Origin of the sequence: Caenimonas soli (assembly GCF_013155545.1) — a bacterium.
GTDB lineage: Bacteria > Pseudomonadota > Gammaproteobacteria > Burkholderiales > Burkholderiaceae_C > Ramlibacter > Ramlibacter soli.
The window spans coordinates 25,484-46,067 of the sequence record NZ_JABJVV010000026.1 but is presented as its reverse complement, the minus strand read 5'-3'; the positions used below and the strand labels follow the sequence as shown (position 1 = coordinate 46,067).

25 protein-coding genes and 3 tRNA genes are annotated in these 20,584 nt (G+C 64.9%); 8 read left to right on the top strand and 20 right to left on the bottom strand.

The window, feature by feature from the left end:
* The 4 genes from HNE04_RS26760 to HNE04_RS26745 all read right to left on the bottom strand — a co-directional run.
* Positions 1-297: GTP-binding protein (locus tag HNE04_RS26760; RefSeq protein WP_172225625.1), on the bottom strand; the 297-nt coding region annotated here is incomplete at its 3' end.
* A 40-nt stretch (positions 298-337) separates the two neighbouring features.
* Positions 338-412: transfer RNA gene (locus tag HNE04_RS26755), tRNA-Thr, on the bottom strand.
* 28 nt (positions 413-440) lie between these two features.
* Positions 441-514: transfer RNA gene (locus HNE04_RS26750), tRNA-Gly, on the bottom strand.
* An 87-nt stretch (positions 515-601) separates the two neighbouring features.
* Positions 602-687: transfer RNA gene (locus HNE04_RS26745), tRNA-Tyr, on the bottom strand.
* A 76-nt stretch (positions 688-763) separates the two neighbouring features.
* Here HNE04_RS26745 and HNE04_RS26740 point away from each other — a divergent pair.
* Positions 764-1,918, top strand: coding sequence for a patatin-like phospholipase family protein (locus HNE04_RS26740; protein WP_235965466.1), 1,155 nt, complete (start codon positions 764-766; stop codon positions 1,916-1,918).
* Here the strand turns inward: HNE04_RS26740 and HNE04_RS26735 are convergent.
* From HNE04_RS26735 to trpE, 8 genes are read right to left on the bottom strand one after another with little or no spacing between them, the layout of a single operon-like run.
* Positions 1,904-2,614, bottom strand: a complete 711-nt coding sequence (locus HNE04_RS26735) for a uracil-DNA glycosylase (protein ID WP_328700421.1) — start codon at positions 2,612-2,614, stop codon at positions 1,904-1,906. The genes HNE04_RS26740 and HNE04_RS26735 overlap by 15 nt on opposite strands.
* Positions 2,615-2,617: 3 nt before the next feature.
* Positions 2,618-3,409 carry an indole-3-glycerol phosphate synthase TrpC gene (gene trpC, locus HNE04_RS26730; protein WP_172226618.1) on the bottom strand — a complete coding sequence of 264 codons (792 nt, stop codon included), beginning with the start codon at positions 3,407-3,409 and terminating at the stop codon, positions 2,618-2,620.
* A gap of 5 nt (positions 3,410-3,414) precedes the next feature.
* Positions 3,415-4,446: an anthranilate phosphoribosyltransferase gene (gene trpD / locus HNE04_RS26725; RefSeq protein ID WP_172226615.1), complete on the bottom strand. Its 1,032-nt coding sequence runs from the start codon at positions 4,444-4,446 to the stop codon at positions 3,415-3,417.
* Positions 4,447-4,458: 12 nt separating this feature from the next.
* Positions 4,459-5,109, bottom strand: coding sequence for a LysE family translocator (locus HNE04_RS26720; protein WP_172226612.1), 651 nt, complete (start codon positions 5,107-5,109; stop codon positions 4,459-4,461).
* On the bottom strand, positions 5,102-6,166 hold the full coding sequence (ltaE, locus tag HNE04_RS26715; RefSeq protein ID WP_172226609.1) for a low-specificity L-threonine aldolase: 1,065 nt from the start codon (positions 6,164-6,166) through the stop codon (positions 5,102-5,104). Before ltaE ends, HNE04_RS26720 begins: the two co-directional genes overlap by 8 nt.
* Positions 6,163-6,735, bottom strand: coding sequence for an aminodeoxychorismate/anthranilate synthase component II (locus HNE04_RS26710; RefSeq protein WP_172226606.1), 573 nt, complete (start codon positions 6,733-6,735; stop codon positions 6,163-6,165). The genes ltaE and HNE04_RS26710 overlap by 4 nt, the downstream gene beginning before the upstream one ends.
* A complete protein-coding gene (locus tag HNE04_RS26705) occupies positions 6,732-7,049 on the bottom strand; it encodes a chorismate mutase (RefSeq protein WP_172226603.1) in 318 nt (105 codons plus the stop codon). Before HNE04_RS26705 ends, HNE04_RS26710 begins: the two co-directional genes overlap by 4 nt.
* Positions 7,046-8,545 carry an anthranilate synthase component I gene (trpE, locus tag HNE04_RS26700; protein ID WP_172226602.1) on the bottom strand — a complete coding sequence of 500 codons (1,500 nt, stop codon included), beginning with the start codon at positions 8,543-8,545 and terminating at the stop codon, positions 7,046-7,048. Before trpE ends, HNE04_RS26705 begins: the two co-directional genes overlap by 4 nt.
* A 324-nt stretch (positions 8,546-8,869) precedes the next feature.
* Between trpE and HNE04_RS26695 the strand changes: the two genes are divergently transcribed.
* The gene (locus HNE04_RS26695) at positions 8,870-9,454 is read left to right on the top strand and encodes a chalcone isomerase family protein (protein ID WP_172226601.1); all 585 of its coding nucleotides are present in this window, start codon (positions 8,870-8,872) and stop codon (positions 9,452-9,454) included.
* Here the strand turns inward: HNE04_RS26695 and gph are convergent.
* Positions 9,423-10,133, bottom strand: a complete 711-nt coding sequence (gph, locus tag HNE04_RS26690; RefSeq protein ID WP_172226600.1) for a phosphoglycolate phosphatase — start codon at positions 10,131-10,133, stop codon at positions 9,423-9,425. The genes HNE04_RS26695 and gph overlap by 32 nt on opposite strands.
* A gap of 123 nt (positions 10,134-10,256) precedes the next feature.
* Here gph and HNE04_RS26685 point away from each other — a divergent pair, with 123 nt between their 5' ends.
* Positions 10,257-10,976 (top strand): Crp/Fnr family transcriptional regulator, encoded by a 720-nt coding sequence (locus tag HNE04_RS26685; protein WP_235965464.1) that lies wholly within the window; start codon positions 10,257-10,259, stop codon positions 10,974-10,976.
* Positions 10,977-11,000: 24 nt separating this feature from the next.
* Here the strand turns inward: HNE04_RS26685 and HNE04_RS26680 are convergent, their stop codons facing one another.
* Positions 11,001-11,393 carry a hypothetical protein gene (locus HNE04_RS26680; protein WP_172226598.1) on the bottom strand — a complete coding sequence of 131 codons (393 nt, stop codon included), beginning with the start codon at positions 11,391-11,393 and terminating at the stop codon, positions 11,001-11,003.
* 7 nt (positions 11,394-11,400) lie between these two features.
* The gene (locus HNE04_RS26675) at positions 11,401-11,712 is read right to left on the bottom strand and encodes a BON domain-containing protein (RefSeq protein ID WP_172226597.1); all 312 of its coding nucleotides are present in this window, start codon (positions 11,710-11,712) and stop codon (positions 11,401-11,403) included.
* Between the two features lie 229 nt (positions 11,713-11,941).
* Here HNE04_RS26675 and HNE04_RS28475 point away from each other — a divergent pair, with 229 nt between their 5' ends.
* Positions 11,942-12,748, top strand: a complete 807-nt coding sequence (locus tag HNE04_RS28475) for a beta/gamma crystallin-related protein (protein WP_172226596.1) — start codon at positions 11,942-11,944, stop codon at positions 12,746-12,748.
* A gap of 6 nt (positions 12,749-12,754) precedes the next feature.
* Here the strand turns inward: HNE04_RS28475 and HNE04_RS26665 are convergent, their stop codons facing one another.
* The 4 genes from HNE04_RS26665 to HNE04_RS28380 all read right to left on the bottom strand — a co-directional run bounded on the left by HNE04_RS26665 (position 12,755) and on the right by HNE04_RS28380 (position 16,444).
* Positions 12,755-13,477 carry a Crp/Fnr family transcriptional regulator gene (locus HNE04_RS26665; protein ID WP_172226594.1) on the bottom strand — a complete coding sequence of 241 codons (723 nt, stop codon included), beginning with the start codon at positions 13,475-13,477 and terminating at the stop codon, positions 12,755-12,757.
* Between the two features lie 73 nt (positions 13,478-13,550).
* Positions 13,551-13,922 (bottom strand): KGG domain-containing protein, encoded by a 372-nt coding sequence (locus tag HNE04_RS26660; RefSeq protein WP_172226591.1) that lies wholly within the window; start codon positions 13,920-13,922, stop codon positions 13,551-13,553.
* A 159-nt stretch (positions 13,923-14,081) separates the two neighbouring features.
* Positions 14,082-16,241, bottom strand: a complete 2,160-nt coding sequence (locus HNE04_RS26655) for a catalase (protein WP_172226588.1) — start codon at positions 16,239-16,241, stop codon at positions 14,082-14,084.
* Positions 16,242-16,321: 80 nt separating this feature from the next.
* Positions 16,322-16,444: a hypothetical protein gene (locus HNE04_RS28380; protein ID WP_268904976.1), complete on the bottom strand. Its 123-nt coding sequence runs from the start codon at positions 16,442-16,444 to the stop codon at positions 16,322-16,324.
* A 225-nt stretch (positions 16,445-16,669) separates the two neighbouring features.
* Here HNE04_RS28380 and HNE04_RS26650 point away from each other — a divergent pair, with 225 nt between their 5' ends.
* Positions 16,670-16,936 carry a hypothetical protein gene (locus tag HNE04_RS26650; RefSeq protein ID WP_172226585.1) on the top strand — a complete coding sequence of 89 codons (267 nt, stop codon included), beginning with the start codon at positions 16,670-16,672 and terminating at the stop codon, positions 16,934-16,936.
* On the opposite strand, the gene rpe is transcribed toward HNE04_RS26650, so the two are convergent.
* The gene (gene rpe / locus HNE04_RS26645; RefSeq protein ID WP_172226582.1) at positions 16,926-17,609 is read right to left on the bottom strand and encodes a ribulose-phosphate 3-epimerase; all 684 of its coding nucleotides are present in this window, start codon (positions 17,607-17,609) and stop codon (positions 16,926-16,928) included. The two genes, HNE04_RS26650 and rpe, sit on opposite strands and share 11 nt — an antisense overlap.
* Positions 17,610-17,662: 53 nt before the next feature.
* Between rpe and apaG the strand changes: the two genes are divergently transcribed.
* Genes apaG through HNE04_RS26630 form a run of 3 tightly spaced genes read left to right on the top strand, consistent with a single transcriptional unit; the run spans position 17,663 to position 20,478 of the window.
* The gene (apaG, locus tag HNE04_RS26640) at positions 17,663-18,043 is read left to right on the top strand and encodes a Co2+/Mg2+ efflux protein ApaG (protein WP_172226579.1); all 381 of its coding nucleotides are present in this window, start codon (positions 17,663-17,665) and stop codon (positions 18,041-18,043) included.
* Positions 18,044-18,056: 13 nt separating this feature from the next.
* Positions 18,057-19,319, top strand: a complete 1,263-nt coding sequence (locus tag HNE04_RS26635) for a cation:proton antiporter (protein ID WP_172226576.1) — start codon at positions 18,057-18,059, stop codon at positions 19,317-19,319.
* A 37-nt stretch (positions 19,320-19,356) separates the two neighbouring features.
* Entirely contained in the window at positions 19,357-20,478 is a 1,122-nt protein-coding gene (locus HNE04_RS26630) for a YbdK family carboxylate-amine ligase (protein ID WP_172226624.1), read from the top strand.
* The last annotated feature ends 106 nt before the right edge of the window (positions 20,479-20,584 follow it).

The following is a 20,584-nucleotide window of genomic DNA, read 5'->3' as shown; positions in this document are numbered from 1 at the left end:
CATCTGGGCGGCGCCGGTGATCATGTTCTTGACGTAGTCGGCGTGGCCGGGGCAGTCCACGTGCGCGTAGTGGCGGTTCTTGGTCTCGTACTCGACGTGCGCGGTGTTGATGGTGATGCCGCGCGCTTTTTCTTCCGGAGCCGCGTCGATCTGGTCATACGCCTTGGCCTCGCCGCCGAACTTGGCCGCCAGCACCGAGGTGATGGCCGCCGTCAGCGTCGTCTTGCCATGGTCCACGTGGCCAATCGTGCCCACGTTGACGTGCGGCTTGGTACGCTCGAATTTTCCTTTTGCCATTTTTCGACTCCGAAAAAGAAACTAGATCTCAACTCAACTATGGTGCCCTTGGCGGGAATCGGACCCGCGACCTCTCCCTTACCAAGGGAGTGCTCTACCACTGAGCCACAAGGGCGAATTCCTTCGCCGCGCAAACCGGTTTGTGGAGCGGGAGACGGGAATCGAACCCGCGTCATTAGCTTGGAAGGCTAGGGTTCTACCATTGAACTACTCCCGCATCGGGCGACTTCAACGACCCTTGCAGACTTTCCACAGCTCTACACAAACCGCTTCTTTCATTCTTCGCCGACCTCGCAAAAATGCTTGGTGGAGGAGGCTGGATTCGAACCAGCGTAGGCGTAAGCCAACAGATTTACAGTCTGCCCCCTTTAGCCACTCGGGCACCCCTCCGGCGAACCTCGAAATATAGCACGATTTGCTCCGCCGGGTCACCTTTGGGTCAGGCATTGACCCCACAATGCCCCGCATGAATGTTGCTTTGAATCCCGGTATGCGGACCGTCAATCTGGCTTTGCAGGGGGGCGGCTCGCACGGCGCCTTCACTTGGGGCGTGCTCGACGCCCTGCTCGCCGACGAGCGCATCGCCCTCGAAGGCCTCAGCGGCACCAGCGCCGGCGCCGTGAACGCCGTGGCCCTGGCCAGTGGCTACTGCAAAGGCCTCGCCGCCGGCCAGGACCCGCGCCGCGCCGCGCGCGATTCGTTGGCCCGCATATGGGGCGAAATCGCGGCCTGGGGCAGCCTGGGAGCGCTGCAGGAAAGGGTTGCTGCGATGCTCTGGGGCGGGCTACCTACGGAGTTAGCGCCTACCAACATCATCTCGAACACCTTGAGGGGCCTGTTTTCCCCTTACCAGTCGAACCCGCTGGACATCAATCCGCTGCGCCGCCTGCTGGAGCGCGAGATCGACTTCGAGGCCATCGCCCACACCCACCAGCTCAAGGTCTTCGTTTCGGCCACACATGTCAGGACCGGCAAGGCCGTCATCTTCGGTGGCAGGCAGCTCACCGTGGAGGCCGTGATGGCATCGGCTTGCCTGCCGATGCTGTTCAAGGCCGTGGAGATCGACGGCGAACACTACTGGGATGGCGGCTATTCGGTCAATCCGGCCCTGGCGCCCCTGATCGATCGCTGCGAGAGCCCCGACCTGATGCTGGTGCAGCTCAACCCGCTGCGGCGCGACCGCATCCCCCAGAGCTCGGGCGAGATCCTGGATCGCGTCAATGAGCTGACCTTCAACGCCAGCCTGCTGACCCAAATGCGCTCCATCGACCTCATCAACGACCTGCTGGCCAAGGGCGCTCTGCAGGGTGCGTACTGCAAGAACGTCCTGGTGCACCGCATCGATGGCGGCCCAGCCCTGCAGGCCTGGCCGGCTTCCACCAAGACATCGACCGACGGAGTCATGATCCGCAAGCTGTTCGAGGCCGGCCAGGCCTCGGCAGCGCACTGGCTGGCGCGGCATTTCGACGCGCTGGGCCAGCGCAGCACCGTCGATATCCGGCGCGACTACCTCGACGACACTCGGCAGGACCTGCCGTCACCGTCTCCCGACGGAAGCATCCGGGAAAGGGGCTTTCGGTCGTGGCTCGCGCGGCTGTTCAAGCGCTCAAAAAACGCTTGAGTACCCGCGCGCTGCCAGCCATTCGCGGGCCAGCCCGAAATGACCGCAGCCGAGGAACGGCACGGGTGGCCGGCTGGCCGACAGCGGCGAAGGGTGGTTGGCCAGCAACACCATGGCCTCACGGTCGTGGCGAGCTGCGGTTTCCTCGATCAGCGGGGCCTTGGCTTGGGCATGGGCGCCCCAGAGCATGTATACGCAAGGCGACGCCCGGGCAGCAACCTCGGCCAGCAGCGCGTCGGTCAGCACTTCCCAGCCTTTCTTGGCGTGGCTGCCGGGGAGGCCATCCTCGACGGTCAGGCTGGTATTGAGGAGCAGGACACCGCGCTGCGCCCAATCGACCAGCGAGCCATGGGTGGGCAATGGCTCATCCGGCTCGCTGCGCAGTTCCTTGAAGATGTTGCGCAACGATGGCGGCAGTTTGACGCCAGGTCGCACGGAAAAGGCCAGGCCTTCGGCTTGGCCGGGGCCATGGTAGGGGTCCTGGCCCAGGATCACCGCCCGCACCTTGTGCAAGGGGGTCAGCTCAAGCGCCCGGAAAGGACGCGGCGGATAGATCGTGGCACCGGCCGCCAGCCGTTCACGAATGAACGAGGCGAGCCGCAGGCCGGTGGTGCTCGACAGGAAGGCGTCAACCACGCCGCCCCATCCATCAGCCAAGCCCCAATGCTCGGGTTCCCAGCGCTGCAGGTTATCCACTTTTCAGTTTCCGAACAGCGCGGCCAGTGCTTGGCCGGGATCGTCGGCGCGCATGAAGGCCTCGCCCACCAGGAAAGCATAGACGCCGGCGTCACGCATCTTCTTCACGTCGTCCTGGGTCAGGATGCCCGACTCGGTGACCAGCACGCGATCGACCGGCACCTCGCCCAGCAGGCCCAATGTGGTCTCCAATGAGACCTCGAAGCTGCGCAGGTTGCGGTTGTTGATGCCCAGCAAGGGGGTCTTGAGCTTGAGCGCGCGCTCGAGTTCGGGCCGGTCGTGCACTTCGACCAGCACAGCCATGTCCAGGCTGCGGGCGATCGCCTCCAGTTCGGCCATCTGCGCGTCTTCCAGGCAAGCCGCGATCAGGAGCACGCAGTCCGCACCCATGGCCCGCGATTCATAGATCTGGTAGGCATCGACCATGAAGTCCTTGCGCAGCACCGGCAGGTCGCAGGACGCCCGCGCCTGCTTCAGGTAGTCGGCCTGGCCCTGGAAGAACTGGCGGTCGGTCAGCACGGACAGGCAAGCGGCGCCGGCTTCGGCGTAGCTCTGGGCGATGTCGGCCGGGATGAAGTCGGCGCGCAGCACGCCCTTGCTCGGGCTGGCCTTCTTGATTTCGGCAATCACGGCGCTCTTGCCTGCGTCGATCTTGCGCCGCAGCGCGCCTTCGAAGTCGCGGGTCAGCACCCGGCTTTCCGCATCCGCACGCATGGCGGCGAAGGGAATCTTCTTCTGCGCGGCGGCGATTTCCTCGCGCTTGACCGCGACGATCTGGTTCAGGATGTCCGACATGGGCTTCAGGCTGCGAGCGATTTGGAAAGACTGATCAACTGCTCGAGCTTGTGCTTGGCAGCGCCCGATTCGATGGCGGCCCGCGCCTTGACGATGCCGGCCTGAATGGTCTCGACCACATTGGCGGCGTACAAGGCGACACCGGCGTTGAAGACCACGATGTCCCGGGCGGCGCCGGACTGGTTGTCGAGCACGCTCATCAGCATCAGGCGCGATTGCTCCGGCGTCTCCACCTTGAGCGCGCGGTTGCTGGCCATCGGCAGGCCGAAATCCTCGGGGTGGATCTCGTATTCGTGGATCTGCCCATGCTTGAGTTCACCCACCATGGTCGCCGCGCCCAGGCTCACCTCGTCCATGCCATCGCGGCCATACACCACGACGGCGTGATCGGCGCCGAGGCGTTGCAGCGCCCGCACCTGGATGCCCACGAGGTCGGGGTGGAACACGCCCATCAGGATGTTGGGGGCGCTGGCCGGGTTGGTGAGCGGGCCCAGGATGTTGAAGATGGTGCGAACGCCGAGTTCCTTGCGCACCGGCGCGACGTTCTTCATCGCGGGATGGTGATTCGGCGCGAACATAAAGCCGATACCCACCTCTTCAATGCAGCGGGCGATGGCTTCGGGCGCCAGGTTGATGTTCAGCCCCAGGCTTTCCAGCACGTCGGCGCTGCCGCTCTTGCTGGAAACGCTGCGGCCGCCATGCTTGCTGACCTTGGCGCCGGCGGCCGCGGCCACGAACATCGTGCAGGTGGAAATATTGAAGGTGTGCGAGCCGTCACCGCCCGTGCCCACGATATCGACCAGGTGGGTCTTGTCGGCCACGTTGACCTTGGTCGAGAACTCGCGCATCACCTGGGCGGCGGCCGTGATCTCGCCAATGGTTTCCTTCTTGACGCGCAGGCCCGTGATCAGGGCGGCCATCATGACGGGAGAGAGCTCGCCGCTCATGATCATGCGCACGACCTTGAGCATCTCGTCGTGGAATATCTCGCGGTGTTCGATGGTGCGCTGCAGCGCTTCCTGGGGGGTGATGGGCATGGCGATCTCCATTTACTGAACTCGATTGTCGGACAAGGCCAGCTTGATGCCAAAGCCAATGAACATGGCTCCGGCCACGCGGTCGAGCCAGTGCATGCCACGCTGCACGCTATCCCGCCTGGCCATCCACGCTGCGGCAAGGGCCCACCCGGCATTGACGGGGATGGCGTTCAGGTTGAACAGCGCGCCCAGCAGTACGAAGGCCAGCGCCTTGTTGCTCGCGTCGGGCGCGATGAACTGCGGCACGAAGGCCAGGAAGAAGATGGCCACCTTGGGATTGAGCACATTGGTCCAGAAACCGCCGCGCCAGATCGCCTTGAGGCTGCGCGGCGGTTCGGCCGCGGCCAGTGCAGCCAGATCCGGGGTGACCTGCGGCGCCTTGGACAGCAGCAGCCTCACACCGATCCACAGCAGGTAGGCAGCGCCGGCCCATTTGAGCACCGCGAACGCCGTGGCCGAGGTGGCCAGCAATGCACTGACGCCCAAGGCCGCCGCAAAGATATGGACGAAGCAGCCGGCCGTGATGCCCAGTCCGGCGACGATTCCGGCGCGCGCCCCCGAGCGCAGCGAATTGGTCACGATGTACAGCACGTCCGGCCCGGGCGTGAGGTTGAGCAGCCAGCCGGCGGCCATGAACAGCAACAGGTGATGAAAGTCAGGCATGGCGGGTTCCGGAGACTTGAAAGAAGCGCCGGATGGCGGCGACGGCGCGCTCCACCCCCGCCGCGTCCACATCCAGATGGGTCACGAAGCGCAGGCGGTACAGCCCGGTCGCCTGCACACCTTCGCGCGCCAGATGGTCCAGCAGCGCGGCAGACCGCTCCTGGGCCGGCCCGACCAGATCGACGAACAGGATGTTGGTCTGCGGCGGCTCCACCTGCAGTTCCGCAATACCGCCCAGACCCTCGGCCAGCCGCCGTGCCAGCGCATGGTCTTCGGCCAGACGGTCGATATGGTGATCGAGCGCGTACGAAGCGGCAGCCGCGATGAAGCCGGCTTGGCGCATCGCGCCACCGGCCATTTTGCGGATACGTCTGGCGCGGGCGATCAGCTCGCGCGAGCCGCACAGCGCCGAGCCCGCCGGTGCGCCCAGGCCCTTGCTGAAGCACACCGACACGCTGTCGAAGCACTGGGCGATGCGCCGCGCCTCCGCCCGTGGATCGCTGCCGGCCTGCGCCGCCTGGGCCACGGCCGCATTGAACAAGCGCGCGCCATCCAGGTGGCGGGACAGGCCCTTGCGCTGCGCCAGCTGCGTGGCCTGCTCGACATAGGCCATGGGCAGCAGCTTGCCGCCTATCGTGTTTTCCAGGGCCAAGAGGCGGGTGCGGGCGAAATGCGGATCGTCCGGCTTGATGGCGGCCTCGATCTGCGCCAGCGCCAGCGAGCCGTCGGCCTGGTTGTCCAGCGGCTGCGGCTGGACACTGCCGAACACGGCCGCGCCGCCGCCTTCCCAGCGATAGCAATGCTGCATCTGGCCGACGATGTATTCGTCGCCGCGCTGGCAGTGGGCGAGGATGGCGCAGAGATTGCCTTGCGTTCCGGTCGGCACGAACAGCGCCGCTTCGAAGCCCAGCATCGCGGCGATCTTGTCCTGCAGGGCGTTGACGCTGGGGTCGTCGCCGAACACGTCGTCGCCCAGTGGTGCGGCGGCCATGGCGGCACGCATCCCGGCGGTGGGTTGCGTGACCGTGTCGCTGCGCAAATCCACCGGCGCGCTCATTGCCGCTGCTCCAGGAAGTTCTTCAACATGGCATGGCCATGCTCGGTGAGTATGGATTCGGGATGGAACTGCACGCCCTGGATCGGCAGCTCCTTGTGGCGCACACCCATGATCTCGCCGTCATCGGTCCAGGCCGTGGTGGCCAGTTCGGCCGGACAGGAGGCTCTCTCGATGGCCAGCGAGTGGTAGCGGTTGACGGTGAATTTTTCGGGCAGGCCGGCGAAGACGCCCTCGCGCGTCGTCGTGATCACGCTGGTCTTGCCGTGCATCAGCTGCTGGGCGCGCACGATCTTGCCGCCCAGGGCAGCGCCGATGCTCTGGTGCCCCAGGCAAACGCCCAGGATCGGCAGCTTGCCGGCGAAGTGTTGAATCGCTGCGACCGAGATGCCGGCCTCGGCCGGCGAGCAGGGCCCCGGCGACACGACCAGCACGTCGGGCCGGCGCTCCGCGATGCCGGCCACCGTGATCTCGTCGTTGCGGAACACTTCGACCTGCGCACCGAGTTCGCCGAAATACTGCACCAGGTTGTAGGTGAAGCTGTCGTAGTTGTCGATCATCAATAGCTTCATGGCTCAGTCCTTGCGTGAAGACGCGCGAATTCGCCCCGTTCGAACTCGATGAAGCCATCGATCATGGCGCGATAGGTGGCCTCGACCACCGCTTCGGGCGCGCCCAATTCGCGCGCCATTGCCTTGACCCGATCGACGATGAAGTCGATGCGCTCCTGGTCGTGCACCTGGTTGGCATGCTGCTTGATGCGCGCCGCCTGGGCCACGTAGCCGCTGCGCTCGGCCAGCAGCGGCACGATACGCGCGTCGAGCGCATCGATGTGCTGGCGCACTTCCGCCATCGATTGGCAATGATGGACAACAGGCTTGTTCATTCCAGGCCCTCCTCGACCAGTTCGGAGGCGCGCAGCAGCGCCCGCGCCTTGGCTTCGGTTTCTTTCCATTCCAGTTCGGGCACGGAGTCGGCGACGACGCCGGCGGCGGCCTGCACATACAGCATCTGGTCCTTGATGATGCCGGTGCGAATCGCAATCGCTACGTCCATGTCGCCGGCGTAGCTGAGGTAGCCGCAGGCCCCGCCGTAGAGGCCGCGCTTGGTCGGCTCCAGCTGGTCGATCAGCTCCATGGCGTGTACCTTCGGCGCTCCGGTCAAGGTGCCGGCCGGGAACGTGGCCTTGAGCACGTCGATGCTGGTCATGCCGTCGTTGAGGATGCCTTCGACGTTGCTGACGATGTGCATCACGTGGCTGTAGCGCTCCACGGCGAAGGCCTCGGTCACCTTGACGGTGCCGGTCTTGGCGATGCGGCCAATGTCGTTGCGCGCCAGGTCGATCAGCATCACGTGCTCGGCACGCTCCTTGGGGTCGTTGATCAGTTCCTGCTCGACGAGCTTGTCCTGCTCGGGCGAGGCTGCGCGGGGGCGGGTACCTGCCAGCGGACGGATGGTGACCTTCTGGCCTTCGGGCGTCTGCTCCTGGCGCACCAGGATTTCGGGCGAGGCCCCCACCACGTGGAAATCCCCGAAGTGGTAGTAGTACATGTAGGGGCTGGGATTGAGCGAGCGCAGCGCACGGTAAAGCGACAGCGGCGATTCCGTGTAGCGCTTCTTGATGCGCTGCCCCACCTGCACCTGCATGAAGTCGCCGGCGGCGATCAGCTCCTTGGCGCGCTCCACGGCCTTCAGGTAGTCCGCCTTGGCGAAGTCGCGCTCGGCGGGGAATGTCTGCGTCTGCTTGATCACGGGAGCGCTCACCGAGTATTTCAGCTGCTCCTTGAGCTCGCGCAGGCGCTTCTTGCCGTTGGCATAGGCTTCGCCCTGGCCCGGATCGGCGTAGACGATGAGATAGAGCTTGCCCGACAGGTTGTCGATCACGGCCAGTTCTTCGCACTGCAGCAGCAGGATGTCCGGGCAGCCCAGCGTGTCGACCGGGCAGCTTTTTTCCAGCTTCTTCTCGATGTAGCGCACGGTGTCGTAACCGAAGTAGCCGGCCAGGCCGCCGCAAAACCGCGGCAGGCCGGGCCGCAAGGCGACTTTGAAGCGGGTCTGGTACTGCGCGATGAAGTCCAGGGGATTGCCGCGCGCCGTCTCGATGACGTTGCCGTCCTTGACGACTTCGGTCAAGGCATCGGCACCGAAGCCGCTGGCGCGCAGCAGCGTGTTGGCGGGCAATCCGATGAAGCTGTAGCGCCCGAACCGCTCGCCGCCGACCACGGATTCCAGCAGGAAGCTGTGCTTGCCGCCGCCCTTGGCGTGGGCCAGTTTCAGATAGAGCGAGAGCGGGGTTTCCAGGTCCGCGAACGCTTCGGCGATCAGCGGAATACGGTTGTAGCCCTGCGAAGCAAGGCTTTTGAATTCAAGTTCGGTGATCAAGGGGTGAGCCTCCACAAGCTCGGCGGCATGGTGCCGCACTATTCAAGACGGGTACCTCTCTGGCAAGAGGCGCGGGGGCACGGGGCTGCCCCGTGCAATCAGGAACGCACGAAATCAGGCTTCCGCCAGGGCCAGGCTCCCCGGCTCGAACGACCTGTGATGTTGGTGCGGTGGATGAACATGGGCGAAAGTGTAGCAAACGGGGCCGGCGTCCTGGAGCGCTCTATCTAAACATTTGGTTACGCGAGGAAACCCTCTTGCAGCGGCCGGCTCCGATGCCCAGAATTCGCCGAATCGAACGACCGTTCTTTTTCAGGAGCCGAAGTGAAATTCCTCAAGCAATGGCTGCTTGCCGCTGCCGCATTGGCCCTGGCGCCTGCAGCCCTCGCCCAGATCACCGTTTCCGGCGTGAAGTACGACGAGGCGGCGGATGTGCGCGGCACCAAGCTCCAGCTCAATGGTGCGGGCGTGCGCTACAAGGCCGTGTTCAAGGTCTACACCGCCGGCCTGTATCTCCCCAAGAAGGGCGGCACGACCGAGGAAGTGCTGGCCGCCCCAGGCGCCAAGCGCATGTCCATCACCATGCTGCGCGAGATCGATTCGTCGGAGCTGGGGAAGCTGTTTTCGCGCGGCATGGAAGACAACATGGAAAAGGCCGCCTTCTCCAAGCTGATCCCGGGCGTGCTGCGAATGAGCCAGCTCTTTTCGGATCACAAAAGGCTCATGCCCGGCGAGAACTTCCTGATCGACTGGATTCCCGGCACGGGCACCGTTATCACCGTCAAGGGCGTGCCGCAGGGAGAGCCTTTCAAGGAGCCCGAGTTCTACAACGCGCTGCTGCGCATCTGGCTCGGACCGAACCCGGCCGACTGGAAGCTCAAGGACGCGCTGCTGGGCAAGCCTGCCTGAGCCATCGCTGCAGGCCGGCCAGCGAATCGAGGAAGCCATCGGCGTCCACGGCACGCACCGGCTCGCCATGGTTGTAGCCGTAGGTCACCAGCAGCACCGGGCAGCCGGCAGCACGTGCGGCCGCGGCGTCGTTGCTCGAGTCGCCTATCACCAGCGTGGAGGCGGGCTTTGAGCCCAATGCGTCGCAGGCTTTGAGCAGCGGCAGCGGGTCCGGCTTCTTGCGCTCGAACGCATCGCCGCCGAAAACCACCTCGAAGAATCCGGCCAGGCCCTTCGCCTGGAGCAGGGGCTTGGCGAAATTGGTGGGCTTGTTGGTGATGCAGGCGAGCTTCAAGCCCGCGTCCTTGAGCAGGCGCAGGCCTTCGACGACGCCCGGGTACACCGCCGAGTGCCGGCCGTTGATGGCCAGATAGTGCGCCTGATAGGACTGCCACGCAGCTTCATACAGTGAGGGCGCGGCGCCCACGTGACCGAGCACTGACCGTATCAGATGTTCCGAGCCGCGGCCCACCATCAACTCGATGGCCACCGGTTCGATCGGGGGCAGGCCCAGTTCGTCCAGCATGCAATTCAAGGCGGCGGCGAAGTCGCCCAACGTGTCCACCATCGTCCCGTCGAGATCGACGATGGCGGCTTGAAGGGCAAGGGGGCGTGGGCTGATCGAATGCACGGCCGTCATCGTGCCACGATTCGCGGCGGCACTTCATCGCCTTGTCGCGAACTGAGCAGTTGTGTACGGTACCGCGCAGACAAGCGGTCCCTTTGGCGGCACGCTTGGCGGGTCCATTCACCGGAGAGCCAGTTGCCGACCACCCCGCCCGCCAACCGCCTGCTAGCTGGCCTGCCTCGCAAGGACAGGGAACGCTTCAGTGGCGAGTGCGAGTCGGTGGAACTCATCGTTGCCGATGTTCTTTCGCGGCCGGGCGATACCATCCGCAACGTCTATTTCCCGATGACGAGCGTGATCTCGCTGATGACCCCCATTGGCGAGCGTGCCAGCCTGGAAGTTGGGTTGGTCGGCAACGAAGGGATGCTGGGGACGCCGCTGATACTTGGCGTCGATGTATCGCCGCTGCATGCGATGGTTCAAGGCTCCGGAGCGGCACTGTGCATGAGCGCGGCGCGATTCAGGCGGCAACTCGCGCGCAGCCCGGTGTTGCTGCAGGAACTCAAGCGCTATCTCTATGTGTTGATGGACCAACTCGCGCAGGTTGCGCTGTGCACCCGATTCCACGTGGTCGAGGCGCGGCTGGCGCGCTGGCTGCTGATGACACAGGACCGCGCCCATGCGGCGGAGTTTCATGTCACGCACGAATTGCTGGCGGGCGCGTTGGGGGTGCGCCGGGTCGGCGTCACCAAGGCAGCGGGCTCGCTGCAGAAAAACAGGCTGATCAGCTACAGCCGCGGCAAGGTCACCATCCTTGATCGGCCAGGTTTGGAAGCCGCCTCTTGCGCCTGCTATGAGGCCGACAAGGCCACCTATGCCCGGGTGATGGGACCCAAAGATCCTTCCGCCCACTGACGGAGCGAAGCAGGATCAGGTCCTTCAAGGCAGTTGTTTGGCGGAAGCCGGCGCGCCCCCTATGAGCATGATGCGGTCGCCGGTATGCCACTTGGCCGCGTTGGCAAGGCTGCTGACACGGGTCGAGCCGTCGCGCATTCGCACTGTTAACTCGTAGCCGGCGGGCAGTTCGCCGACCGGCTCGAAACGGCGGATGGTTTCCACTACGCCACAGGACTCGCAGACCGCCCTGGCCCTGGCAGCCGTGGCTACCTCGGGGAAAGGCACGGACACTGCCGGGGCCTCCGCCGCCACCGCGCCCTGCCACCATCCCATGCTGGGTACGTTGGCCATCGCCACCGTGCTGAACACGACGGCCGCGACAAAGCAAGGCAAAGTCGCCGCAGGCAAGGACCAGAGAGCGCGGATGAAGGTCATTTCGTTCTTACTTGAGGCGCATGTCGTTGCCGACGGAGGTGACGCCGCTCACGCCTTGCGCGACCTGAACGGCGCGATCGATGCTGGCGCGCGAGCTGACGAAGCCGCTCAGCTGGACGCGGCCCTTGAAGGTTTCCACGTTGATTTCGGCGGACTTCAGCATGGGTTCATTGAAGATGGCGGTCTTCACCTTGGTGGTGATGGCGGTGTCGTCAACGTACTGGCCGGGGCTTTCATGCTGACGGGTCGAAGCGCAGCCCACCAGGCTGGTCAGGGCGACGGCGGCGACGAGGATGGAAATGCGGCTGAATTGGTTCATGTGAAGTACTCCTGCAATCTCGGATAACAGCCCATCGATGGCTCGCTGGGCGGATGACGGCGTCAACAAAACCGAGATTAGGCGGGGCCTCCGGGCTCGTCTGTGCGCTGCCGTACCGATGAGCCAGTGGGTCGTGTAGGACGAAATCGCTTCATGCGCCTATGTGCGCGATCGCACAGACCAACTCAGCATTGGCGCGCAACCTGAACAGGCAAACAGGAGCCTTTCAATGAACAGACAACTCAAGACCGTCTTGGCGGTATCCGCCCTCATCCTCGCCACGCAAGCCGCGGCGCAGATCACTTTCTATGAGGGCGAGAACTTCCGCGGGCGCGCCTTCACTGCCGACACGCAGGTGCGCAACTTCGAACGCAACGGCTTCAATGACCGCACGTCTTCCGTCGTGGTCGAACGCGGCCGCTGGGAAGTCTGCGAAGACGCCAACTTCGGCGGCCGCTGCGCGATCCTGCGACGCGGCAGCTACGACTCTCTGAACGCGTCCGGCCTGGGCAACAGCATCTCCTCGGTGCGTCCGGTCAACAGCCGCAGGCAGTACGACAACGAAGTTGCCGCGCCGATGGAAACACCCAACTACGCATTTCGCCAACGCGCCAACGAGCGGGTCTATGACGCGCCCGTGACGTCGGTTCGCGCGGTGATGGGTGCGCCCACGGAACGCTGCTGGGTCGAGCGCCAACAGGTGTCCGAGCCGGCACGTGGCCAACCCAACGTGGGTGGCGCTGTAGTCGGCGCGCTTCTGGGCGGTGTGCTGGGACACCAGGTCGGGGGCGGCAGCGGCAAGAAGATTGCCACCGTGGGCGGAGCGGTGGCGGGCGGCGTCATCGGCGCCAACGTCGGTCGCGACGGCTCGACCACTTCTGCCCAGGACGTGCGCCGCTGCGAGAACACCACCAGCGGAACGCCGGCCTATTGGGACGTCACCTACAACTTCCGCGGCCGCGACCATCAAATGCAGATGACCGCAGCCCCCGGCACCACCATCGCGGTGAATGGCAACGGCGAACCCAGGCAGTAATCCCGCTCAGTCGCTGCGCGGAATGTCCGACAGCAGCCTCTCGAACTCCGCCTTGACCACGGCGTAGCACTCGCAGACGGCCTTCTCCAGCCCCGGCCGATCGAGCACATCGATCCGGCCGCGGCTGTACCGGATCAAGCCCGCGCGCTGCAGGTTTCCAGCCGCCTCGGTCACGCCTTCGCGGCGAACACCCAACATGCCGGCAATGAGCTCCTGCGTCATCACCAAGGAATCGGTGGACAAGCGATCCAGGCTCAGTAGCAACGCGCGACAGAGCTGCTGCTCGACCGAGTGGTGCCGATTGCAGACGGCCGTCTGCGTCATCTGTGTGATGAGCGCCTGGGTGTAGCGCAGCAACAGCCGCATCACCGGGCCGGCGCGGCCGAATTCCTGCTGCAACAACTGAGCCTTGAGCCTGTAGCCATAACCGGCACTGCGCACCAGGGCCCGGCTGGGGGTGGTGTCGCCGCCCATGAACAGGGATATGCCAAGTATTCCCTCATTGCCCACCACCGCGATCTCGGCAGACGCCCCGTCTTCCAGCACGAACTGCAGCGAAACTATGGAGGTGGTGGGGAAATAGACGTGCTGCAAACGACCGCCGGATTCGTAAAGCACTTCACCCAGCGGCATCGGGATCAACTCGAGGTGCGGCAGCAAGCGTTCATACTCTGCGGAGGGAAAAGCCGCCAGGATATGGTTTTGCGTGGTGTTGTGGGGCGTCGGCATCTATGCCATTGTGCCGCCACGCAACCAGGAGCCGAAAAAAAGGGGCCGCCGCCCCATCCAGCGGGAGCTGCCCTTAACGGCTGCCGCCTTGATTTCCGCCCTGATTGCCGCCTTGACTGCCGCTTTGACCGCCGCTGCGGTGGCCGCCGCTGGCTTGGCCACCCTTGCGGCCAGCCGCACGGGCTTCCTCCGAATCGAATTCATGGGCCGTGCCCTTTTCATGCGCTACCTGGCCGCCCTTGCTACCGGCTTGACGGGCTTCTTCGGACGTGAACTCATGGGCGGTGCCCTTCTCGTGGGCCGCCTTGCCGCCTTCACTTGCGATTTCTCTTTGGCGCGCCGGATCCATCGAAGCAAAGCCGCGAGTGGATGAGCCTTGCTTGCCGCCCTGGCCTGCGCCCTTGCCGCCACCGCCCTGGTTTCCGCCTTGGTTGCTGGATGCCATGGTGATCTCTCCTGCACGAATGCGCTGTTTCGCAGCCGGCCCCGCGCCGGCCACCGGGGAGTATTTGGGAGCAGGAGGCGCGACCCGGGAGTAAGCGAGTGAGTCAAGGGCGCGTAGGAACGCCCTTGTGCCGCGCTGCAACACGGCCTGGGGCGCGGGTCAGGCGGGGACCGCCTCGACGTTGGGCCGCGTCCAATGGCGATGGCGCGCCATCGCGGCAATGAATTCCTGTGCCAGCTGCGCGCGCAGGGGCGGGTCGTTTTTGCCGATCACCACGCCCGGCACGGCTGGGCCACCCTCGCCCGCGCCAATGCCCAGCGTGCGCAGCAACTGGACGCCCTCACCGATCACGCAGATGGTCTTGCAGTGCTTATAGGCCTCCAGCGCAAAGTGCACGGCGTCGCCATTGCGCGTCAGGGCTTGCGCGCTGGCTGCACCGCCGGGAACCAGCACCGCGTCGAACATGACCGACGGCATGTTCTCCAGCGTATGGTCCACAGCAAGTTGCTGGCCCGATGAGGTAGCCACAAAGCCCAGATGAGCTGCCACGATGCGGCTGCTCGCTCCCGCCTCCTGCAGAGCCTGCTGGATGACCCTCAGGGCACCGATCTCGACGCCGTTGGCCACCAACACCGCCACCTTGCGGGTCGCGATGCCGTGACCGTTCACATCCATGCTCAATGCGGGCGACGCCTCGATCGGCAACTTGGAGCGCTTTTCGCGGAATCCGGCCCGCCCGGCCGCGGCCTTGGCGTCAGGCGCGGCGATTCCCAGCGACTCCGCGACCTTGCGGGCGAGCTTGGAGTCCACATGAGCCAGGTTGTCCACGACGCGCTGGCGCACGGCCGGCACCTGCACCTTGGACAGTTCGAACTGGAACGCCGCGATGATGTGCTCCTTCTCCGCCGGGCTCTGGCTGTTCCAGAAAAAAGAGGCCTGGCTGAAGTGATCGTCGAAGCTCGGGCTGCGGCGGCGGATCTTGGGCGGCTCGATTGCTTCGGTGAAGCTCTGGAACCCCTGCTGGCCGCCGTCGACGCGAAACTCGGCGCCGCTGGCCAGCGAATTCGGCTCATACGAGACCTGGCCCTTGTTCACCAGCATGCGATGCATGCCATCGCGCTGGAAGTTGTGGAACGGGCAGACGCCGCGATTGATCGGGATCTCGTGAAAGTTCGGCCCGCCCAGGCGCGACAGCTGCGTGTCGGTGTACGAGAAGAGCCGCCCCTGCAACAGCGGATCGTTGCTGAAGTCGATGCCCGGAACCACGTGACCTGGATGGAAGGCTACCTGCTCGGTCTCCGAGAAGAAATTGTCGGGGTTGCGATTGAGCACCAGCCGGCCCACCGTCAGCACCGGCACCATTTCCTCGGGAATGAGTTTGGTCGGATCGAGAAAGTCGAAGCCCAAGCTTTCCGCCTTGTCCTCGGGGATCAGCTGCAGGCCCAGCTCCCACTCGGGGAAGTTGCCTTGGTCAATGCATTCCCACAGGTCGCGGCGGTGGAAATCGGGGTCCTTGCCGGCGATCTTCTGCGCCTCGTCCCAGACCAGGCCGTGCTTGCCGAGCTTGGGCTTCCAGTGGAACTTGACGAAGTGCGAGACGCCCTTGGCGTTGACCAAGCGAAAGGTGTGGACGCCGAAGCCCTCCATCATTCGAAAGCTGCGCGGAATGGCCCGGTCGGACATCACCCACATCAACATGTGCGTGGTCTCGGGCATCAGCGAAGCGAAATCCCAGAAGGTATCGTGGGCGCTGGCCGCCTGGGGCATTTCATGTTGCGGCTCGGGCTTGAGCGCATGAACCAGGTCGGGAAACTTCATCGCGTCCTGCACGAAGAACACCGGGATGTTGTTGCCCACCAGGTCGTAGTTGCCCTCGCGCGTGTAGAACTTCACCGCGAACCCGCGCACGTCGCGCACCGTGTCGGAAGAACCGCGCGAGCCCACGACCGTGGAGAAGCGCGTGAAGACCGGCGTGCGCGTGCCGACTTCTTGCAAAAAATCGGCCCGCGTGTATTCGCCCATCGACTTGGTGAGCTCGAAGTAGCCATGGGCGCCCGCGCCGCGGGCATGGACCACCCGCTCGGGAATGCGCTCGTGATCGAAGTGGGTGATCTTCTCGCGCAGGATGAAATCTTCCAGCAGCGTCGGTCCGCGCACGCCGGCCTTGAGCGAGTTGTGGTTGTCGGGAATGACCACGCCCTGGTTGGTGGTCAACAGGTTTTCCGGTCCCTGGCTGAACGACTCCAGCTGCTTTTGCTTTGCCAAGGCAACCTCGGTGGCCTTGGACTTGCGCTGGGCATCCTGCTTGGACTGTGCCATTGAATACTCCTGTGGCTATTTTCTTGTGGGAAGGCGAAGACGCGCGCGCCACGGGCGCTGCGGCCGCCGTGAAGACAGGCTCAGCCCGCGTCCAGTTCGAGCGCGGCTTCGAGGATGACGGCGAGATTGGCCAGGGCAATCGCACCGGCAACGCCGGCGGCACACCAGACCAGCCATTCGGGCATTCCAGCGAACAACTCCATGACCATCTCCTTAGGTTTGGGCCGTACTGCAACCCGTACCCCAGCATAAGCAAGCTCATGCGCAAACAGCCGTAGTTGGGCGGCGGGCGAGTTTGTCGGCTGAAGCTGCATTCGGCGGTAGGACAATTCCCACGCCCAGGACGTCGCGCCGCCCCGGAGATGTCCTACAACGGCGGCACGGGGCGTCCTACCATTCGGCAGAGGCGCCGCTCGCACCATTTCGGCATGAAAAACCGAAATCCGAAACGCCAAGGCAACACCGTGCCCGTCCAGGGCGAAACCCAGGACCAGACGCCGCGCATGCCGCATGAGCGCGACGAGTCCGCCGACAACCAGGCGTCCAGCGAGCCGTCGGGCCGCGCCGTGGGACAGGCCGCCTATGAGGACATCGAGCGCGGCGTGGTGGATACCGACAAAGGCCCGGTGCTGGACCAGACCTACGACAAGGTGCGCGAGGGCGCGGACGACCCCGTGAAGAAGTTCAGCCCTTGAGGGCCGTGCGCATCGTGTCGATCACGCCCTTGTAGTCGGGCTTGCCGAAGATCGCGCTGCCGGCGACGAAAGTATCGGCGCCTGCCGCCGCGACCCGGGCGATGTTGTCGGGCTTGATCCCACCGTCCACTTCGAGGCGAATATCCTTGCCGCAAGCTTCGATCCGCCGGCGAGCCTGCTCGATCTTGCGCAGCGCCGAGTCGATGAAGCCCTGGCCGCCGAAGCCCGGGTTGACGCTCATGATCAGGATGAGGTCTATGTCCTCGATCATCCAGTCCAGCACGTCCATGGGGGCGGCCGGGTTGAACACCAGTCCGGCCTTGCAGCCGCTGGCCTTGATCGCCTGCACGCTGCGGTGCACGTGCGCCGAGGCATCAGGGTGGAAGCTGATGTAGTCGGCGCCGGCCTCGGCGAAGGCCTGGGCCAGCGCGTCCACCGGCTGCACCATCAGGTGAACGTCGATCGGGACGGCTTTGCCGTCGGGTGTCTTGGCATGCGGCTTCAAGGCCGAGCAGATCATCGGCCCGAACGTCAGGTTGGGCACGTAATGGTTGTCCATCACGTCGAAATGGATCCAGTCGGCGCCCGCCGCGACCACATTCTTCACCTCCTCGCCCAGGCGGGCGAAGTCGGCCGAGAGGATGGAGGGAGCGATGCGGTGGATTTTGCTCATGCCCCGATTCTCGCAAATCGCGTGGGTGCGATCGAACCGGGTAGGATTGCCGGATGGCGAAGTACCAGTTCCGTGTCGAAGTCGAACCCCAATACCTGCCCGAGCAATCGGCGCCGGCAGAGGGTTTGTTCAGCTTTGCATACACCATCACCATCACCAATACCGGTGAGGTCCCGGCCCAGCTGATCGCGCGCCACTGGATCATCGCCAACGCGGCGGGCGAAGTGGAAGAGGTGAAGGGCCTGGGCGTGGTCGGGCACCAGCCTCTGCTCAAGCCGGGCGAAGCCTTCGAGTACACCAGCGGTTGCAGGCTGCGTACCTCCGCCGGTACCATGCAAGGTAGCTATTTCTGCGTGGCCGAAGACGGCGTGCGCTTCGACGTGGAGATTCCTGCGTTCGTGCTCGACGACGGCACCAGCCGCGTGCTGCATTGAGCGGCCCAAGCTCATGAACGAAATCATGGCCATCTGGGCCGACTGGCTCAAGCCCTCGGCGGGCCTGCCCACGGTGCAATGGTCCATCTTGCTGGCTGTCGCCGCGGCGGCGGGCCATCTGCTGCAACGCCATACCGGCCTGCCGAAAGTCGTCGGCTATTCCATGATCGGCGCACTGGCCGGCCTGGGTGGCTTTTCGGGTGGGGCCTGGCCGCTGCAAGGCATTGGCCTGTTCCTGTTGGAACTGGGCGTTTCGGTCGTGCTGTTCGAGGCCGGGGGACGGATCGCCTTGCGCTGGTTCCGCCACAACCCGATGGTGCTGCTGCAAAGCCTGCTGGAATGCACCCTCACGGCGCTGTTTGTCTATTACACCTTACGCTGGATGGGCGTGCAGCCCTCTGTGGCCGAAGCGGTGGCACTGGTGGCGATGGCTGCTTCGCCCGCCGTGCTCAGCCGCGTCATCATGGACACGCGCGCCTCGGGCCCGGTGACCGAACGGGCCATGGTGCTGTCGACCCTCAGCACCTTGTATGCGTTGACGCTGGTCAGTGCGCGCGCCGGCGTGATGCACCGGGCCCATACCAGTTTGGGCGAGCTGCTGTTTCCGGTGGCAGTGGTCCTGGGCGTGTCGTTCGTGGTCGCCGCCGTGCTGGCGCTGGCGCTGCGTACGGCTTTGCGCGTGATGAGCCCGACCAGCGAGAACACTTCGATGCTGCTGATCGCCCTGATCACCGCCGCCACCGCGCTGGCTGCCCATTTCGGCGGATCGGCGCCGCTGGCCGCGCTGCTGGGAGGCATGATGCTCAAGCAGCTCAACCCGCGGCCCTGGGCCTGGCCACGCCAGCTGGGCACCGCGTCATCGCTGCTTACGATGCTGATGTTCGTCCTGGTGTCGGTGGTGGCCGCCAAGGCCGACTGGAACCCCGCCGTGGCCAGCCTGGTCGTGGCCATGGTCTTGGCGCGCGGCGTGGCCAAGGTGCTGGGCGTGGGCGCCGCCAACTGGGGCAGCGGCACGAACTGGCGCCAGGCCTTCTGGACCGGCTGCGCGATGTCGCCGATGTCGTCGGTCGCGCTGCTGCTGGTTTCCCAGTTCGTCGCCTCATCGCTGACGCTGGGCCCGCGCATTGCCAGCATCGCCCTGCCCGCTATCCTGCTGATGGAAGTGCTGGGCGCGATCTTCGCGACCTTCGCGATCTTCCGCGTCGGTGAAAGCTCCAGACCCTCGTTGGCCGACACAACGCCGCTCAACACCCTGCCGGGAGAACTGCGTGGATAAGCCCGTGCAAGTACCGGTAAGCAACCCCGCCGAACCCATCGTCCTGGAGCCCTTCCAGAAGTCGGCGGCGCTCTCGCTGGGGGTGGAGTTGGAGTTGCAGCTGGTCAACACCCACGACTACGACCTGGCGCCCTACTCCGACGAGATGCTGCGGCTGATGGCCAAGTACACGCTGCCGGGCTCGGTCGTGCCGGAGATGACCTCGAGCATGATCGAAATCTCCACCGGTGTCTGCGAAACGCCCTCGCAGGTGCTGGCGGAACTCTCGCAGATCCGCGACGCGCTGGTGAAGTGCGCCGACAAGCTCAACATCGCAATCGTCGGCGGCGGCACCCATCCGTTCCAGCTGTGGCATGAGCGGCGCATCTACGACCGGCCGCGCTTTCGCGAACTCTCCGAGCTGTATGGCTACCTGTCCAAGCAGTTCACCATCTTCGGCCAGCACGTGCACGTGGGCTGCCCCGACCCGGACGCCGCGCTGCTGATGCTGCACCGCATGTCGCGCTACATCCCGCACTTCATCGCGCTGTCGGCCTCTTCGCCGTTCGTGCAGGGCCAGGACACGCAGTTCGATTCCGCGCGGCTGAATTCGGTGTTCGCCTTTCCCATGTCCGGCCGCGCCCCCTTCACCCTGAGCTGGGACGAGTTCGGCCAGTTCTTCTCCAAGACCACCCGCACCGGCGTGGTCAAGAGCATGAAGGACTTCTATTGGGACATCCGTCCCAAGCCCGAATACGGCACCATCGAGATCCGCGTGTTCGACACGCCGCTGACGGTGGAGCGTGCCGCCGCGCTGGCGGGATTCGTGCAGGCGCTGGCTTCGTGGTTCCTGCACGAGCAGCCGTTCATGCCCCAGGAAGACGATTACATGGTCTATACCTACAACCGCTTCCAGGCCTGCCGCTTCGGCCTGGACGCCGTCTATGTGGACCCGCCCACCGGCCAGCACATGCCGCTGCGCGACCACATCGTGCAGACCCTCAGGCGCGTCGGCGACCACGCCCGCAAGCTAGGCGCCAGCCATGGCGTGCAGCTGCTCAGCGAGGACGCGGAGCTGGGCACCAACGATGCGCGATGGCTGCGGGAAAAGCAGGGCCGTGAGCGGTTGCTGGCGGAGGTGGTGAGGCAGGGGGCGTTGCGGTTTCGGGGACGGGAGTGATCTATCACGCAGCTTCTGCTCAACATGGTTCCCTGAACCGCCGAAAATGAGCTACTCCGCGCTTCTGGCCGTCATCGACCAATCAGGACCTAACGGGCGGGCGAAG

Coding starts and splice junctions, on each gene's coding strand:
- HNE04_RS26675 (WP_172226597.1), bottom strand. CDS start 11,712: ATGAACCAATTCAGCCGCATTTCCATCCTCGTCGCCGCCGTCGCCCTG.
- ltaE (WP_172226609.1), bottom strand. CDS start 6,166: ATGAGCGCGCCGGTGGATTTGCGCAGCGACACGGTCACGCAACCCACC.
- HNE04_RS26635 (WP_172226576.1), top strand. CDS start 18,057: ATGAACGAAATCATGGCCATCTGGGCCGACTGGCTCAAGCCCTCGGCG.
- trpC (WP_172226618.1), bottom strand. CDS start 3,409: ATGTCGGACATCCTGAACCAGATCGTCGCGGTCAAGCGCGAGGAAATC.
- HNE04_RS26650 (WP_172226585.1), top strand. CDS start 16,670: ATGAAAAACCGAAATCCGAAACGCCAAGGCAACACCGTGCCCGTCCAG.
- HNE04_RS26710 (WP_172226606.1), bottom strand. CDS start 6,735: ATGAAGCTATTGATGATCGACAACTACGACAGCTTCACCTACAACCTG.
- HNE04_RS26705 (WP_172226603.1), bottom strand. CDS start 7,049: ATGAACAAGCCTGTTGTCCATCATTGCCAATCGATGGCGGAAGTGCGC.
- HNE04_RS26720 (WP_172226612.1), bottom strand. CDS start 5,109: ATGCCTGACTTTCATCACCTGTTGCTGTTCATGGCCGCCGGCTGGCTG.
- trpD (WP_172226615.1), bottom strand. CDS start 4,446: ATGCCCATCACCCCCCAGGAAGCGCTGCAGCGCACCATCGAACACCGC.
- HNE04_RS28475 (WP_172226596.1), top strand. CDS start 11,942: ATGAACAGACAACTCAAGACCGTCTTGGCGGTATCCGCCCTCATCCTC.
- apaG (WP_172226579.1), top strand. CDS start 17,663: ATGGCGAAGTACCAGTTCCGTGTCGAAGTCGAACCCCAATACCTGCCC.
- rpe (WP_172226582.1), bottom strand. CDS start 17,609: ATGAGCAAAATCCACCGCATCGCTCCCTCCATCCTCTCGGCCGACTTC.
- HNE04_RS26655 (WP_172226588.1), bottom strand. CDS start 16,241: ATGGCACAGTCCAAGCAGGATGCCCAGCGCAAGTCCAAGGCCACCGAG.
- HNE04_RS26680 (WP_172226598.1), bottom strand. CDS start 11,393: ATGACCTTCATCCGCGCTCTCTGGTCCTTGCCTGCGGCGACTTTGCCT.
- HNE04_RS26740 (WP_235965466.1), top strand. CDS start 764: ATGAATGTTGCTTTGAATCCCGGTATGCGGACCGTCAATCTGGCTTTG.
- gph (WP_172226600.1), bottom strand. CDS start 10,133: ATGACGGCCGTGCATTCGATCAGCCCACGCCCCCTTGCCCTTCAAGCC.
- HNE04_RS28380 (WP_268904976.1), bottom strand. CDS start 16,444: ATGGAGTTGTTCGCTGGAATGCCCGAATGGCTGGTCTGGTGTGCCGCC.
- HNE04_RS26665 (WP_172226594.1), bottom strand. CDS start 13,477: ATGCCGACGCCCCACAACACCACGCAAAACCATATCCTGGCGGCTTTT.
- HNE04_RS26660 (WP_172226591.1), bottom strand. CDS start 13,922: ATGGCATCCAGCAACCAAGGCGGAAACCAGGGCGGTGGCGGCAAGGGC.